The organism is Vibrio ishigakensis, assembly GCF_024347675.1.
Lineage (GTDB): Bacteria > Pseudomonadota > Gammaproteobacteria > Enterobacterales > Vibrionaceae > Vibrio > Vibrio ishigakensis.
Map to the genome: position 1 here is coordinate 2,120,093 of NZ_AP024881.1, position 14,166 is coordinate 2,134,258.

The 14,166-nt window shown below is 47.9% G+C and carries 15 protein-coding genes and 1 tRNA gene; 6 read left to right on the top strand and 10 right to left on the bottom strand.

Annotated features, from left to right (window positions below; translation table 11 throughout):
• Nucleotides 1-80: 80 nt before the first annotated feature.
• Nucleotides 81-1,091 carry an integrase domain-containing protein gene (locus tag Pcarn_RS09655; protein ID WP_261833659.1) on the bottom strand — a complete coding sequence of 337 codons (1,011 nt, stop codon included), beginning with the start codon at nt 1,089-1,091 and terminating at the stop codon, nt 81-83.
• Nucleotides 1,092-2,044: 953 nt separating this feature from the next.
• Between Pcarn_RS09655 and Pcarn_RS09660 the strand changes: the two genes are divergently transcribed.
• Entirely contained in the window at nt 2,045-2,221 is a 177-nt protein-coding gene (locus Pcarn_RS09660) for a helix-turn-helix domain-containing protein (protein ID WP_261835666.1), read from the top strand.
• A gap of 173 nt (nt 2,222-2,394) precedes the next feature.
• Here the strand turns inward: Pcarn_RS09660 and Pcarn_RS09665 are convergent.
• Nucleotides 2,395-2,471: transfer RNA gene (locus Pcarn_RS09665), tRNA-Arg, on the bottom strand.
• A 201-nt stretch (nt 2,472-2,672) separates the two neighbouring features.
• Between Pcarn_RS09665 and folD the strand changes: the two genes are divergently transcribed.
• Nucleotides 2,673-3,527 (top strand): bifunctional methylenetetrahydrofolate dehydrogenase/methenyltetrahydrofolate cyclohydrolase FolD, encoded by an 855-nt coding sequence (folD, locus tag Pcarn_RS09670; protein WP_261833660.1) that lies wholly within the window; start codon nt 2,673-2,675, stop codon nt 3,525-3,527.
• 37 nt (nt 3,528-3,564) lie between these two features.
• Here folD and Pcarn_RS09675 read toward each other — a convergent pair whose 3' ends face one another.
• Both Pcarn_RS09675 and Pcarn_RS09680 read right to left on the bottom strand, forming a co-directional pair.
• On the bottom strand, nt 3,565-4,563 hold the full coding sequence (locus tag Pcarn_RS09675) for a lytic murein transglycosylase (RefSeq protein WP_261833661.1): 999 nt from the start codon (nt 4,561-4,563) through the stop codon (nt 3,565-3,567).
• A gap of 3 nt (nt 4,564-4,566) precedes the next feature.
• On the bottom strand, nt 4,567-4,854 hold the full coding sequence (locus Pcarn_RS09680; protein WP_261833662.1) for a YcgL domain-containing protein: 288 nt from the start codon (nt 4,852-4,854) through the stop codon (nt 4,567-4,569).
• Nucleotides 4,855-5,033: 179 nt separating this feature from the next.
• On the opposite strand from Pcarn_RS09680, the gene minC reads away from it, so the two are divergent.
• From minC to minE, 3 genes are read left to right on the top strand one after another with little or no spacing between them, the layout of a single operon-like run.
• Nucleotides 5,034-5,693 (top strand): septum site-determining protein MinC, encoded by a 660-nt coding sequence (gene minC / locus Pcarn_RS09685; RefSeq protein ID WP_261833663.1) that lies wholly within the window; start codon nt 5,034-5,036, stop codon nt 5,691-5,693.
• Nucleotides 5,694-5,707: 14 nt separating this feature from the next.
• On the top strand, nt 5,708-6,520 hold the full coding sequence (gene minD, locus Pcarn_RS09690; RefSeq protein ID WP_261833664.1) for a septum site-determining protein MinD: 813 nt from the start codon (nt 5,708-5,710) through the stop codon (nt 6,518-6,520).
• Nucleotides 6,521-6,523: 3 nt separating this feature from the next.
• The gene (gene minE / locus Pcarn_RS09695; protein ID WP_261833665.1) at nt 6,524-6,784 is read left to right on the top strand and encodes a cell division topological specificity factor MinE; all 261 of its coding nucleotides are present in this window, start codon (nt 6,524-6,526) and stop codon (nt 6,782-6,784) included.
• 38 nt (nt 6,785-6,822) lie between these two features.
• Here minE and Pcarn_RS09700 read toward each other — a convergent pair whose 3' ends face one another.
• Nucleotides 6,823-7,428, bottom strand: coding sequence for a YecA/YgfB family protein (locus Pcarn_RS09700; protein ID WP_261833666.1), 606 nt, complete (start codon nt 7,426-7,428; stop codon nt 6,823-6,825).
• Between the two features lie 135 nt (nt 7,429-7,563).
• On the opposite strand from Pcarn_RS09700, the gene dusC reads away from it, so the two are divergent.
• On the top strand, nt 7,564-8,520 hold the full coding sequence (gene dusC, locus Pcarn_RS09705; protein WP_261833667.1) for a tRNA dihydrouridine(16) synthase DusC: 957 nt from the start codon (nt 7,564-7,566) through the stop codon (nt 8,518-8,520).
• A 49-nt stretch (nt 8,521-8,569) separates the two neighbouring features.
• Here dusC and malZ read toward each other — a convergent pair whose 3' ends face one another.
• The 5 genes from malZ to yfbV form a co-directional block, all read right to left on the bottom strand.
• Nucleotides 8,570-10,402 (bottom strand): maltodextrin glucosidase, encoded by a 1,833-nt coding sequence (gene malZ, locus Pcarn_RS09710; RefSeq protein WP_261833668.1) that lies wholly within the window; start codon nt 10,400-10,402, stop codon nt 8,570-8,572.
• A 122-nt stretch (nt 10,403-10,524) separates the two neighbouring features.
• Nucleotides 10,525-11,319 (bottom strand): ABC transporter ATP-binding protein, encoded by a 795-nt coding sequence (locus tag Pcarn_RS09715; protein ID WP_261833669.1) that lies wholly within the window; start codon nt 11,317-11,319, stop codon nt 10,525-10,527.
• Nucleotides 11,316-12,233 (bottom strand): ABC transporter permease, encoded by a 918-nt coding sequence (locus Pcarn_RS09720; RefSeq protein ID WP_261833670.1) that lies wholly within the window; start codon nt 12,231-12,233, stop codon nt 11,316-11,318. Before Pcarn_RS09720 ends, Pcarn_RS09715 begins: the two co-directional genes overlap by 4 nt.
• 71 nt (nt 12,234-12,304) lie before the next feature.
• The gene (locus Pcarn_RS09725; protein WP_261833671.1) at nt 12,305-13,270 is read right to left on the bottom strand and encodes an ABC transporter substrate-binding protein; all 966 of its coding nucleotides are present in this window, start codon (nt 13,268-13,270) and stop codon (nt 12,305-12,307) included.
• Between the two features lie 320 nt (nt 13,271-13,590).
• Nucleotides 13,591-14,043, bottom strand: a complete 453-nt coding sequence (yfbV, locus tag Pcarn_RS09730) for a terminus macrodomain insulation protein YfbV (RefSeq protein ID WP_261833672.1) — start codon at nt 14,041-14,043, stop codon at nt 13,591-13,593.
• Between the last annotated feature and the right edge of the window lie 123 nt (nt 14,044-14,166).

Sequence of the window (14,166 nt, forward strand, 5' to 3'; positions counted from 1 at the left end):
ACGATTTACCGTATTTGTTGACACGAAAATCGTTATATAACATTTAACGTTAAACGTTATTTCCCCTAGGGATTTACCCGTCAACCCAAGTAGGCATTGGTGATTCCGATACGATGGTGCCCAAGCATCTTAGAGATTTCGAGTCGGACTGATTTATCTCTTACTTTCGCCTCAGAAAGGGAGACATTGAGCGTTTTCGCAAGGTATTCATGATGTGCTTTGCCATGCGCTATCCCTGCTCTTACGGGTGACAATGCGCCCATTTTTAACTCGTATTGTGTATTCGCGAAATGCTTACGCTCTCCATGAGAGAGGTAGGTCTCATCTGCGTTTTTGGTCTCCCTGTAGGCTGAGGTTTGAAAAGCCTTGAAGCTCAAAGAGCTTGGAGTAGCGTTGTCGTGATTGATGCGCTGTTGAAGCGCTTTACCTCGCTCAAGAACATTAAGCTGCTCGGTGTTTGTTATCGGCACGACACGTGCTTGGCCCCCTTTGGTTCCTCGTTTAATACTAATCTGGTTATCGCGCATAGCCTCCTGTAGAGCTTTCTCACAATCAAGCAACGAGCCTTCTCGCATTCGTAGGCCGAATGCACGTTGCAGACTGCATACCACCGCCACAGGCTCACTCACTTGGCCCAGCACCTTCTTGTGGAGGGATTCAGGCACACTCTTATCTTCTAGGGCAATGCCAGACTTGGGCGGAAAAGCCAGTTCTTTAGTGGCACGGACTCTGAGAGAATCGTCACCTCTGGCCTGCTCTAAGCACTTGTTTACGTGACTCAAATAATCTCTAGCGGTGCTGCAACTGATGTGTTCACGCTCAAAGCGCTCTCTCAGGTACTCCCCATACTGGGTTATGTGGGATTTAGATAGGTGCTCGAGACGTTTTACGTCCGTCTCAGTTTTAACAAATTGGGCAAAATCACGGCATGCTGCCAACCTCGCCAAGTGGGTGTTGTTTTTTGTCCCCCCAACTTGCTCTAAGCTCGCGTTTATCAGTGCTCTATCCAACTGACGAGCCTGTAAGCCAAAGTTAAGTTTAGAAAAATCGCGTAATCCCTTCAGAATTACACCTTTGTAGGTCTTTTTCATCGTACCATCTCCATTGTTTCGGTATTAGACGTAAACAAACCAGAGAGTCGAAGTAGACGAGTTACGTTTTATTTTGGGGTAAACCCTCAACATAGCGAATGTTGCGCAGAAGAATCACACTTCTGTATCGATAAATGATTACGCCTCTTTAATACAATACGCTTCCCCATCGCGGGGCCAGTGGCCTTATTGCATGCTCGTATTTGTGTGCTTCTACTGGAGCGGTAGACAGTACTGTTGGCATCAGTAAGCGGCTTATTGCATCCTCTATCTACAGTTTCGCTATTGTGTTGCTAAGTCATTGGTCTACTTGGGTTGCGTTCGAGTGATAACGAAAACCGTTATAGGTCTTATCACCTGGCCAAGTCTTGTTGGTGACCACTGACTTCCAAAAACTTCCAAGAGTTTTTGCTGGGAGCCCTGTCAATGCTGGGCTCGTGTCTTCAAGGGTACTTCGTCTAATTTCGCTTGCGATAATTAGACGAAGTAAAAGGCGGGGCCTGTCCCTCGTTTTGCCAGTGCTTTTTATTCGCTCTGACGAGCTCATGCACTGGCCACTTCATATACTCAACTCGAGCGTGAGTTTGGTTTGAAAATTGAGTCATCGTACCCATGGCTTTCTCCTTTGGTGCTGTTACGCGGAATGTCCTAAGACACTTTGGTTCGCACTGTGTGCGCTTCAATAAGGAGTAATCCAATCTCTTTAAAAACAATGAAATGTGCCACCATAAACAGAACGTTACATTCATATTCAATGAGCACAAAACATGAGAAGTCTGAGTTGCCTCTGCCTTGACATCAGATTCACCACCATACTAACCAGTTATTTTCTGGAGCAGGATCTAGAAACTCATTCGTAAATCTGACTTTTATCTTAAAAAGCACGGTAATTGAGATTCCATAGTCTTTAAAGGAAGTGAATTAAAATGATGGACATTTTGACTCAAACGAAAATGCTGAATCGAAACCAAGCTGCTGAGTACTTGGGAGTTTCTCCAGGAACACTTGCGGTTTGGGCTTCAACAGGTAGGTATCAACTCCCGTTTGTAAAAATTGGGAGAAAAGTTTTTTATAGAGTGGTTGACTTGGAATCGTTCATCGAACAAAGATTATTTATGCAAACCCATTAATGTAGTCTGGACAGAAAACAATGAAACGTCACATAAGCACGATGACTCTCGACTATTTAGATTTTCTCAAGCAGGGACGCTGAACAGGCTTATTGCCACCGGCACCACCACGGCACCACAGAAAAGCAAAAGGCCAGATAACTCATTGAATTATCTGGCCTTTCATTGAAGAATGGCACGCCCTGTAGGATTCGAACCTACGACCACATCCTTAGAAGGGACGTGCTCTATCCAGCTGAGCTAAGGGCGCGCTACAAGAAAAGAATTATAAGCGCTGTAATCCAATGGTCAACGGCTTTGTATAGCATTATGATCTAAGTGCTGAATTTTGAACCAGAAAGATCCACTGCGTGTAACTTTTACTCAAAGCAAACGATTGCGCTGTAGCAAAACGTAAACATTTTTGCGACAATGCGCCAAAATTTTGAACCGCCAAACTTTAGGAAATGTGATGACTGCTCAAAATATCGACGGAAAACTGATTTCACAAACTGTTCGCTCAGAAGTTGCCGCTCGAGTGAAAGCGAGAACCGAAGCCGGCCTGCGTGCGCCTGGTCTTGCGGTAGTGCTAGTGGGTGAAGACCCAGCCTCTCAGGTTTATGTTGGCAGTAAGCGCCGTGCATGTGACGAGGTGGGCTTTGTATCTAAGTCTTATGACCTGCCTGCGACAACGTCAGAGCAACAGCTTCTAGACCTTATCGATGAGCTAAACCAAGACAATGAGATCGATGGCATCCTAGTTCAGTTGCCACTGCCAGCGGGTATCGACTCGACTCTAGTGCTTGAGCGTATCACTCCAGAGAAGGATGTGGATGGTTTCCACCCATATAACGTTGGTCGTCTGGCACAGCGTATCCCAAAGCTGCGCTCTTGTACGCCTAAGGGTATCGTGACTCTGCTTGAGCGTTACAACATCCCAACTCACGGCAAGCACGCTGTGATCGTAGGCGCATCTAACATCGTTGGTCGTCCTATGACTCTAGAGCTTTTGCTGGCAGGTTGTACAACTACTACGTGTCACCGCTTTACCAAGGACCTTGAAGGTCACGTGCGTCAAGCAGACCTACTGGTAGTTGCTGTTGGTAAGCCAAACTTTATTCCAGGTGACTGGGTGAAACCGGGCGCTGTGGTTATCGATGTAGGCATCAACCGCCTAGATAGCGGCAAGCTTGTTGGTGATGTGGAATACGACGTAGCAAAAGAGAACGCAAGCTATATCACTCCTGTACCAGGTGGCGTTGGCCCAATGACGGTAGCCTCTCTTATTGAGAACACCATGATTGCTTGCGAGCAATACGGAAAGTAAGTCTAGAGATGCTAAAAGAGGCCAAGCGGCCTCTTTTTTATTTCAGTGAATCAGCTAGCTTACTTACAGCTAGCCCAAAGTAATAGGAGCGATTCCATTTCATCAACACCTGATAGTTGTCATACACAAGATAGGTGCGACCATTGGGTGAATCCGGCGCTATCAACCAAGCATTTATGTCCTCGGTTAGCACAGGCAAATCAAAGCCCTGCTGATTGCGAACCCCAAGGGCTTGCCATTCTGCTAATGTCTTGGATTGAGATTTCTGGCGACCGTAAAGCTGATCAGATAAAGGTTTGGTAACCTTAACCTCACGTCCCCAAGTATATTTGTCATTCCAACCTGATTGGCGCAGATAGTTGGCAGCCGAAGCAAACACATCCGTTTCATTGGTCCAGATGTTTTTAGTGCCATCACCGTTGCCATCAGCGGCATAATTCAAAAATGAGCTTGGCATAAACTGGGGTTGTCCCATAGCACCCGCCCATGAGCCCTTCATCTTATCTGCCGTGATATGGCCTTGGTCGAGAATGGTAAGCGCATCCATCAACTCATTGCGGAAAAAGGTCTCGCGTCTTCCTTCGAATGCCATAGTGGTCAGCGCATCCACTACGCTGTAGCCACCAGTGAGAGAACCAAAGTTACTCTCAACCCCCCACAGAGCAACGATAAAGCGCGGCTGTACGCCATATTCATCGCCAATACGCTCTAGCTCTTTTCTGTGTTTGTTGTATTGCTGTTTCGCTTGTTTGACTTTCCAGCCGGGAACAGCGCGGGGAAGGTACTCTTCTAGAGTAATTTTTTGCTCTGGTTGAGAGCGATCCGCCTTTACAGCCCTGTGTTTAAAGGTGACGTTTTCAAAGGCTTGATTAACGGTGTCAGGGCGAATGCCCTCTTCTATGGCTTGGCTCTTTAAGGTCTCTACATAGGCCTCAAAGGTAATATCACGATCCACCAAACTGGTGTCTGCGTGGACTGGGGCAATCAGTGCCCCTAACAACAATCCGAACGTCCCTGTTCTCAGCTTAAAATCCATTTACTACTCCACAGGCTTATCGCCTTGTTGCTTTCTTTGTTTGTATTTTTCCAGCTCGTTTTCCGTTGGAGGTGGAAGCTGCAAAAAGTAACCATCTTTGTTCATAGACTCTTTGACCTTTTCTACGTCAACAAGTGCCAAAGAACGTGTGGCTAAATTGATCATCATCACAATGACAGGCTTACCAAACATCTGCATCAACTGATCTGGCACCTGACTGAAATCATCCTTCTTAGGAACGTAGAGGTACATACCCTCTTTTTTACTACTTTTATAAATTGCGCAAATCATAAGATGCCTTGATATATCGAGTGATTTTCTAAAACTGAGAATACAAAAATGTTAAAAACACCGCTTTATAGGGATTTTGAAGCTAAAAGCACCATTTGACAATAAGATTACTTGTCGACCCACCCGATGAAATATAACATGAATACTCTGAAATTGATTATATGCCAAGGCTAGGTTCCATGTCTCAATCTCCAGATCTGAAAGGCAGTAGCTTTCCACTAACCGTGCTTCATATGCACCAGCATGACGCTCAATCTGCAATCGCATACCTTGACCAAAAGGTATCCAAGGCTCCTGCATTTTTTAATTCGGCGCCCTTGGTGATCAATCTATCGAACGCTTCCTCTGACCTCGACCTCTTTCTACTCAAGCAAGGCATTGAAAACGTCGGCATGATCCCTGTGGGCGTGACCGAATGCAGCGATAAGCATCTCGAGAAATTGGCTCGCGAGTCAGGCCTTGCAGTAATGACGGGAACCAACCGTCCAGACAAAGCCCCTGCACCTATCACTCCAACCAAGATAGTTCGCACGCCGGTGCGCTCTGGCCAGCAGATATACGCTAAAGACAGCGATCTGATAATCCTGAGCCATGTGAGCGCAGGCGCTGAGGTTATCGCAGACGGAAGCATACATATTTACGGCACTTTGCGTGGTCGTGCTCTTGCGGGCGCAACCGGGCAGGGCGCCTCAATAATCTGCCACAACATGCAAGCAGAATTAGTTTCCATCGCAGGAAACTATTGGCTTAGCGAGCAAATCGATTCAAACCACTGGGGAGAAAAGGTGATTCTGAGTTTGAAGGATGAAACTCTTCACAGCGAGCTCCTCAAAATTTAACTAAGGATAAAATGATGGCACGTATCATTGTTGTTACTTCAGGCAAAGGCGGCGTAGGGAAAACCACCTCCAGTGCCGCAATCGCGTCAGGCCTTGCGCTAGCAGGCAAAAAAACCGCTGTTATCGATTTCGATATCGGCCTACGAAACCTAGACCTTATCATGGGCTGTGAGCGCCGCGTGGTGTATGACTTCGTTAACGTAATCAACGGCGAAGCGACTCTTAACCAAGCGCTAATCAAAGACAAGCGCACCGATAATCTATTTATTCTTCCTGCATCTCAGACCCGTGACAAAGACGCGCTATCAAAAGAAGGCGTTCAAGCGGTTCTAGATGATCTGGACGAAATGGGTTTTGACTTCATCATCTGTGACTCACCGGCAGGTATCGAGCAAGGTGCTCTAATGGCGCTTTACTTCGCTGATGAAGCCATCGTGACCACTAACCCTGAGGTTTCTTCGGTACGTGACTCAGATCGTATCCTAGGCATTCTGGATTCTAAATCTCGCCGCGCTGAACTTGGCCTAGACCCAGTTAAAACCCACCTGCTATTGACTCGCTATAACCCGACGCGCGTTAACCAAGGTGAGATGCTGAGCGTACAAGACGTAGAAGAGATCCTTCACATCGACCTTGTAGGTGTTATCCCTGAGAGCCAAGCAGTTCTAAATGCGTCTAACAAGGGTGTGCCGGTTATCTTTGATAATGAATCTGACGCAGGTATGGCTTATTCAGATACCATTCAGCGTCTGCTTGGCGAGACCATTGAGTTCCGCTTCCTAACCGAGCCTAAAAAAGGCATCTTCCAGCGTCTATTCGGGGGTTAATCTATGTCACTACTTGAGTTTTTCCGCCCAAAAAAGAAGACCTCGGCGAACCTTGCTAAGGAGCGCCTGCAGATCATCGTTGCTGAGCGTCGCAGTCAAGACGACCCAGCGCCAGCGTATCTGCCTGAGCTTAAGGCTGATATCCTGAAGGTGATCAGTAAGTACGTTGATGTTGACCCGAACATGGTCGATGTGAGCTTTGAGCACAAGCACGATGATATCGCTGTTTTGGAGCTCAACGTTAAGCTTCCTGAGGAAGAATAAGCATTAAAAAACGCACCTACCTAGGTGCGTTTTTTGTTTTAAGCGCCGTGGCACTTTTTGAATTTCTTGCCGCTTCCGCATGGGCATGGGTCGTTTCGACCCACATCCTTGTATGGGTTTAGAGACTGACTCTTGTTCCCTACCATCAACTCGTCTGCCGCTTGCGCTACCTCGTTGATCATAAGGTCTAGCTGAGGCTGAAGGTCACTAAGCCGTGGCAGCTCTTCAAAGCCCGCTTGCTTCATCTGCTCATGGGTCTGAGCTTCATCCATCAATAGCGACATAGTCGTTAACAGCGCCGATAGCATACGCATGGTACCGTCTGCGATCTCTAGCTGTTGCCAGTCTTGCTCTACGGTCGGCCATACCGACAGAAAGCCCTCGGCAAAATCAGCTAGATTATCTTGATTGCCTGATGCTAACTCTAGGGCCGAATACTGGTTCGCCTTGAGCTTGGCAAATTGACCATTGATGTGCTCAACGATAGTCGGCTTAGCCTGTTCAAAATCCTCGCCAAACAGGTCTGCAGCCCAGTTCTCGGGCTCTAACGGCTTAACCGTCAGGTTCGAAGCCAGTATTGCCCCTTCCCAAAAATAGCCACTCTCACCCTGATAGTCGTCAGCAAAGCTAATCAAATCGCTCATTTTCTTATTCCAAACTCGAATTTGCGCCTAGTATGAGTGAAAAAGCCTTGGCTCGCTATAGGGCGGGATAATGTCGGTGACATTTTAGGCAAAAGCATCTAAAATCGCCCGTCCCTAAATTGAAGGTAGAACCCAATGCGTCTTGTACTCGGCCCTATGGAGGGCGTTCTCGATCACCTAATGCGAGAAATCCTTACTGACATTAACGACTATGACCTATGCGTCACTGAGTTCGTGCGCGTCAGTGACCAGCTGCTACCAGACCGTTCCTTCTATAAGCTCTGCCCAGAGCTACTAACGGGTTCTAAAACCAAATCAGGCACACCAGTACACCTTCAGCTTCTCGGTCAACGCCCAGAGTGGATGGCAGAGAATGCCTATAAGGCCTATCAGCTAGGTGCTGCCGGTATCGACCTAAACTTTGGTTGCCCTGCCCGCTTGGTTAACAAGAGCAAGGGCGGCGCTGTGCTTCTAAAAGAGCCTGAGCTGATGTATCAAATCATCAAGGCGTGTCGCGAGGCAGTGCCATCTGAGGTACCAATTACGGCTAAGATCCGCCTTGGTTGGGAAAACCCAGACGACTGCTTTGAGATCGTAAGTGCGGTAGAAAGCGCAGGCGCAAATGAGCTTACTGTGCATGCCCGCACCAAAGAGGGTGGCTATCGCGCCGATCAGATCCGCTGGGACTATCTCGCTAAGATCCGTCAACACACCAAGATGCCACTTATCGCTAATGGTGAAATCTGGAATTTTGAAGATGGTCAGCGCTGCATCGAAAGCACGGGTATCGACTCGCTGATGGTGTGCCGTGGCGCGTTTAACGTGCCTAACCTTGGCAATGTGGTAAAACACAATCAGGCCGTAATGCCTTGGACTGAGGTAGTGACGCTACTGCTGAAATACTCAGAATATGAGATGAAGGGTGACAAGGGACTTTACTACCCTAACCGCGTCAAACAGTGGTTTGCTTATCTACGCCAGCAGTACCCTGAAGCGAAAGAGCTGTTCCACAACATCCGCACCTTTAACAAGGCCGCTCCTATCGTGGAACATATTCAGGCCTACCATCAAGAGCTGATGGCTACCGTTTAAAGATTCGAACAATCGAAAAATTGCCAGCTAGATGCTGGCAATTTTCATTCTATAGCTTGATAAGCTCGGCGCCCTTTCCTTCTAGCTTGGCCACCAGCTCACCATTTTCAATCTTGAAAGATGAGTTAGTCAGAACAGAGGTTGCATCCCCGCTCTCAATACCCAGTTGCCATACTGGGATACGAATCTCAGCACTATCAGACTTGGTATTGAGCACAGTAATTAGCTTCTCATCACCGAGACTGCGGGCAAACACCAACTGCTCTTCCGCATCCAAGAATAGAATGTCACCACTTTGTAGTGCCTTGTACTGATGGCGAAGCTCCAGCATCTTCTTGTAGTAAGGAAGCCATTTTGAGGTTTCTACTCGCTCCCATGGGAAGGTGCGACGGTTATCTGGATCGTTTTCACCCTCAAGACCCACCTCAGTGCCGTAGTAGAGACAAGGTACGCCTACGTAAGCCATCAAGAATAGACTTGCTTGACTCATCAGCTGCTCATCACCCTCAAGAAGAGTAATGAATCTAGCGGTATCGTGGCTATCCAGCTGATTAAGTTGCGCCAACTGGTTATGCCAAGGCACCTTAGCTTTTGCTTCTAGTAGCCACTGCTTAAACTCTTCGCAGGTCAGCGAGATAGGATCATAAGCGATATCTTGGTTAGCAAAGAAAGCACGCACCGGATGAGCAAAGCCATAGTAGTTCATGGCGCCGTCTTCCTGATCACCTTGCAACCATGAAGTTGCCTCAAAGAAGTGCTCACCAAGCACCAAGGCGTCTTGGTTTTCTTGTTTGGTGGCTTCGCGGAATGCCTTCACATAGTGAGCATTGTTATACGCGCCCTTACCCTCACCCAACATATGTATCACATCGAAACGCCAGCCATCGATATTGTAAGGCGGTCGTAGCCAGTGCTTGATCACTGCATCTTGTGAGTCATAGATGTACTCACGTACTTCTGGATTGTCGAAGTTGAGCACGGGAAGATTGGACACCCCATTCCAACCTTCATAGTTCTGGCTATCACCATCGAAGAAGTAATAGTCGCGATATTTAGAGTCTGTGTTATGGAAAGCCCCACCCTCAAAACGGCCACTCTTATCAAACCAAGGGTGCTCCGCTGACGTATGGTTAAATACCGCATCTAGCACGATACGCATACCGCGGCGATGCACCTCTTGGCAAAGCTCAGCCAACTCCTCATTGGTGCCGATGTGCGGGTCGACGTTAAAGTAGTCTGTGGTGTCGTATTTGTGGTTACTGAGCGAGCTAAATACTGGATTTAGGTACAAGGTGGTGATGCCTAGCTCTTGCAGGTAATCCAGTTTGGAATATACGCCCGCAATATCGCCGTTAAAGAACTGTACCGACATTGAGCTATCTTGGTTTATTGGCGTGCCCCATTCGGACTCCACTGCCGGCACCGTACCATCCTTAATGGCGTATTCACCAGTGCGCACGCCAATCCCTGGATTGCCATTGCAGAAACGGTCAGGGAAGATCTGATAGAAAACCTGGCTTTGTACCCAATCAGCCGGACGGTGCTCAGCATTAAACTTAAAGTGATACTCTTTTGGCGGAATGCGGTTGGTCACGCCACGGGCATCCAGCCAGTATTGCGCCGTTGTGGTTTGCACCTTAAATACATAGTGGGTCACGTCTCTATCTTGGTTGATAGGAAAGCGTGCCTGCCAAGTTTGTAGCCTACCCTTATCCTCAAGCTGAGACATTTCTACGAAGAACTGCTCGTTATCCGGCTCGTGCCTAAGCACTACCTTACTGATGTCTTGGATAGGTTCAATGTGCAGGGTGACGGTCAGATGTGTGCCGTCAAACGATAAGCCATCCTCGGATTGCGGATGGAATAGGAAAGGCATTGTCATGCAAACTCCAGAGCGGAACAATTTGCACTCAAGGTAGAGAAAGTTAGGGATATAAAAAAGCGCGATTCGTTACAAGTCTGCACGTGATCACGCTTTGTAGAGCTATTGATTTGAGTAAGGAACTAGCTCAGAAGTAGGCTGTCATCGGTGAGCTCTTCACCACGAACCTTAGTGAACATCTCAAGAAGATCCGGCACCTGCATATTAGCACGCTGCTCACCTGCTACATCCAACACAATCTCACCCTGATGGAGCATCACAGTGCGGTCACCGCAAGCCAGAGCATCCTTCATCGAGTGAGTTACCATCATGGCGGTAAGGTTAAACTCCTTGATGATCTTCTTGGTCAAGTCGATAACAAAAGCGGCCATTCTTGGGTCAAGGGCTGCGGTATGCTCATCCAAAAGCAGTAGCTTACTCTCAGACAGTGTTGCCATAACCAAACTGACTGCCTGACGTTGACCACCGGAAAGCAAACCTATGTTATCTCCAAGGCGGTCTTCAAGGCCTAAACCTAGAATAGCGATACGGTCTTGGAATACCTTACGGCGCTTGCTAGAAAGCGCTAAGCTCCAACCGCGTCTTAGACCTCGGCGATACGCCAGTGCCATATTTTCCTCTATGGTCAGGTCACCACAGGTCCCTGCTAGCGGGTCTTGGAATACTCGCGCGCACAGATCAGCCCTTTGGTCGACACTGCGACGGGTCACATCATTGCCATCGATGATCACCTGACCATCAATCATAGGGGTCTCACCGGTGACTGCGCCTAGCAAAGTGGATTTACCCGCGCCGTTGGAACCGATAACGGTGAGAAACTCATGCTCAGGCACCACAAGGTCCACCCCACGCAGGGCGCGGTTCTCCAAAATCGTGCCGGGGTTGAAGGTAACCTGAATATTTTTAAGCTCTATCATGTTGCCTCCGATGAATTACGCGCCGCTTTCAGTCTCTGCTTGGTTTTATATTGGCTCTTCATCTTCGGAGCGATGAGCGCAACGGCAACCAGAACCGCTGTGACTAGGTTTAGATCCGATGCCTGCAGGCCAAACATGCCGGTGCTAAGGGCAAAGGCCACAGCAAGGCGGTATAGCACTGAGCCGACAATAACTGCGGTTACTGCCACCCAGATCTTTCTACCGGGAATCAAGGTTTGACCGAGAATCACAGCCGCTAAACCGACCACGATAGTACCCACACCTGAGGTCACATCTGCAAAGCTGTTGGTCTGTGCGAACAGTGCACCAGCAAAGCCAACAAAACCGTTAGACAGTGCGAGACCAAAGTAGGTATAAAACGCCGTGCTGCCACCTTGCGCTCGAACCATACGGGCGTTCACGCCCGTCGCTCGTAGCCCAAGGCCAAAATCACTATTGAGTAGACGTACAATAAAAAATGCCGACAAAAGCACTAATACACCCACCACCAGCGGGCGCATCAACATAGGATCCCCAAGGGATTCAAATGGCGTCAAGATGGTATCTTCGCCAAGTAATGCCATGTTCGGTCGACCCATGATGCGGATATTGATCGAGAATGCTGCGATCATGGTTAAGATGGATGCCAGTAGATGCAGGATGCCACAGCGCACCGCTAGGAAAGCCGTCACCCAACCTGTCATGCCACCGGCGATGATCGCCATACCTGTAGCAATCCAAGGGTTAATACCCGCTACAATCGCGGTAGCGGCTACCGCTGCACCCATAGGGAAAGAGCCGTCAACGCTAAGATCGGGAAAGTCGAGAACACGGAAGGTAAGGTATACCCCGAGGGCAACTAGGCCATAGATAAGGCCAATTTCAAGAGCGCCAAAAAACGCAAAAGCAGACATAAAAACTCCTTCTCTGCTTAAACCCCAAGCCAAGCTTGGGAAAGTGCGGAGGCAAGCTCCGCACCGTTCGATTATTTAACGCTTGTCGCGCGCGCCATTACCGCTTCAGGGATTTTAACCCCTAGCTTGTCTGCCGCTGTTTTATTGATAACAAGGTCTGAGCCTTTGGCTACCTTAACGTCCATCTCACCTGGTTTCTTACCATCCAGGATGTCCGCTACGTAGTCAGCTGTTTGCACACCGATTTGATAGTAATCAAAGCCAAGGCTTGCGATTGCGCCGCGCTCAACATAAGAAGTCGCTGCGCCAAATACAGGTGTCTTAGCTTGGTTGGCAGTTACGATCATACCTTCGATGGCACTGGCTACCGTGTTGTCGATAAGGGCATAGATAACGTCAGAATTCTCTACGATCGCTTGGGTAGCACTCTGAACATCTGCACTCTTAAGCGCAGTCGCTTCAACAATTTTCAGACCGTGCTTCTCAGCACTCTCTTTAAGAAGCTTCATTAGGCTCACTGCATTCGCCTCACCTGGGTTGTACACCACACCTATGGTTTTCACATCCGGCATGATCTCTTGGATAAGCTCAACGTGCTGATTAACAGGAGAAAGGTCAGAAAGGCCAGTCACGTTCTTACCCGGTTGCTCTAGTTGTTTAACTAGCTTTGCACCCACAGGGTCAGTTACTGCGGTAAATACCACTGGGATGTCGCGGGTTGCAGATACTAGTGCCTGAGCAGTAGGGGTAGCGATACCCACTAGCACGTCTGGGCGCTCACCCACATATTGGCGCGCAATCTGAACGGCAATCGCTGGGTTACCCTGCGCGGTTTTATAATCAAACTCTAGGTTTTTGCCCTCTTCATAGCCATGCGCTTTTAGGCCATCGACTAAACCTTGGCGGGTAGCATCCAATGCAGGGTGTTCAACGATCTGAGAAACCGCAACCTTTGCAGTTTTAGCCAGTACGCTGGTGCTAGTGATTAAGGTGGCACCAATCAGGCAAGCTGCGGCGAGTATTTTGTTTGTTTTCATCTTATCTCCTTGATGTAACAACCAGTTGGGTTGAAGAGTCCTTGGTCCACTAAACGCAGAAAGCTGTGGAAAACTTAACCATTATTACCAGTTATCGTGCGATGAATCTATATTTTGAGCGCATTTGTAACCACTTTTTAAGCAAAAGGTTAAAAAGTTATAAATTAGTTCAAATAACGCAAACGTTTGAATGTAGGAGATTGGGTATATCAAAAAATGTGTGCTACTTCGGGAATGGAATGTAACTTCGCAATATTGGAAGGAACTGGGCATAAAAAAAGCAGTCACTGTGGACTGCTTTTGAAAGGTCTTAATAAAGGTTAGAACCAGCGCTCTAACACGGTTTTATCCAACTGGCGGAAGGCTCGGTTTAGAAGCTGTGCCAATTCTTTATACCTTGGCTTAGCCTTAGGCGGCTCGAGCGCCATACCTGTCTCGGCAATCTTTTGATGTATCTCTCTATACCAGCTTGCGAGTGAAGGCGGAAGTAAGGTCTTGGAGCGCGTCCCCAACCACCAGAAACCTTGTATTGGCATACTCAATGCGAATACCGCAATGATGATCGCCTGAGGCAGACCGCTCATGTTTTGGAATGACATTTGGGTCAGCACGCTGATGGCCGCTACCGCAGGCATCACCTTAATACCGAATCGAGTTGCTTTGATAATGCGCTGCTCTGGGAATATAGGCATCAACTCTTTGCGCATTGGCCAAAGGTCCATATAGACCTGACCTTCTCTTAATCTATGCAGCATACCGCTTTTCTCAACCATATCGTTTCTTGCTAAAAAAGTTGAACATTTAAAAAAAACCGAGAAAAAATTGATAACGGATAAGGATTTTTCAATTTTTTTTGTTATATTTCCCCATTATCGCTATCCTTGTCCGCGATTTGA

Coding starts and splice junctions, on each gene's coding strand:
- Pcarn_RS09680 (WP_261833662.1), bottom strand. CDS start 4,854: ATGATTTGCGCAATTTATAAAAGTAGTAAAAAAGAGGGTATGTACCTC.
- dusC (WP_261833667.1), top strand. CDS start 7,564: ATGCGTCTTGTACTCGGCCCTATGGAGGGCGTTCTCGATCACCTAATG.
- malZ (WP_261833668.1), bottom strand. CDS start 10,402: ATGACAATGCCTTTCCTATTCCATCCGCAATCCGAGGATGGCTTATCG.
- minE (WP_261833665.1), top strand. CDS start 6,524: ATGTCACTACTTGAGTTTTTCCGCCCAAAAAAGAAGACCTCGGCGAAC.
- Pcarn_RS09700 (WP_261833666.1), bottom strand. CDS start 7,428: ATGAGCGATTTGATTAGCTTTGCTGACGACTATCAGGGTGAGAGTGGC.
- minD (WP_261833664.1), top strand. CDS start 5,708: ATGGCACGTATCATTGTTGTTACTTCAGGCAAAGGCGGCGTAGGGAAA.
- Pcarn_RS09715 (WP_261833669.1), bottom strand. CDS start 11,319: ATGATAGAGCTTAAAAATATTCAGGTTACCTTCAACCCCGGCACGATT.
- yfbV (WP_261833672.1), bottom strand. CDS start 14,043: ATGGTTGAGAAAAGCGGTATGCTGCATAGATTAAGAGAAGGTCAGGTC.
- Pcarn_RS09720 (WP_261833670.1), bottom strand. CDS start 12,233: ATGTCTGCTTTTGCGTTTTTTGGCGCTCTTGAAATTGGCCTTATCTAT.
- Pcarn_RS09725 (WP_261833671.1), bottom strand. CDS start 13,270: ATGAAAACAAACAAAATACTCGCCGCAGCTTGCCTGATTGGTGCCACC.
- minC (WP_261833663.1), top strand. CDS start 5,034: ATGTCTCAATCTCCAGATCTGAAAGGCAGTAGCTTTCCACTAACCGTG.
- folD (WP_261833660.1), top strand. CDS start 2,673: ATGACTGCTCAAAATATCGACGGAAAACTGATTTCACAAACTGTTCGC.
- Pcarn_RS09660 (WP_261835666.1), top strand. CDS start 2,045: ATGCTGAATCGAAACCAAGCTGCTGAGTACTTGGGAGTTTCTCCAGGA.
- Pcarn_RS09655 (WP_261833659.1), bottom strand. CDS start 1,091: ATGAAAAAGACCTACAAAGGTGTAATTCTGAAGGGATTACGCGATTTT.
- Pcarn_RS09675 (WP_261833661.1), bottom strand. CDS start 4,563: ATGGATTTTAAGCTGAGAACAGGGACGTTCGGATTGTTGTTAGGGGCA.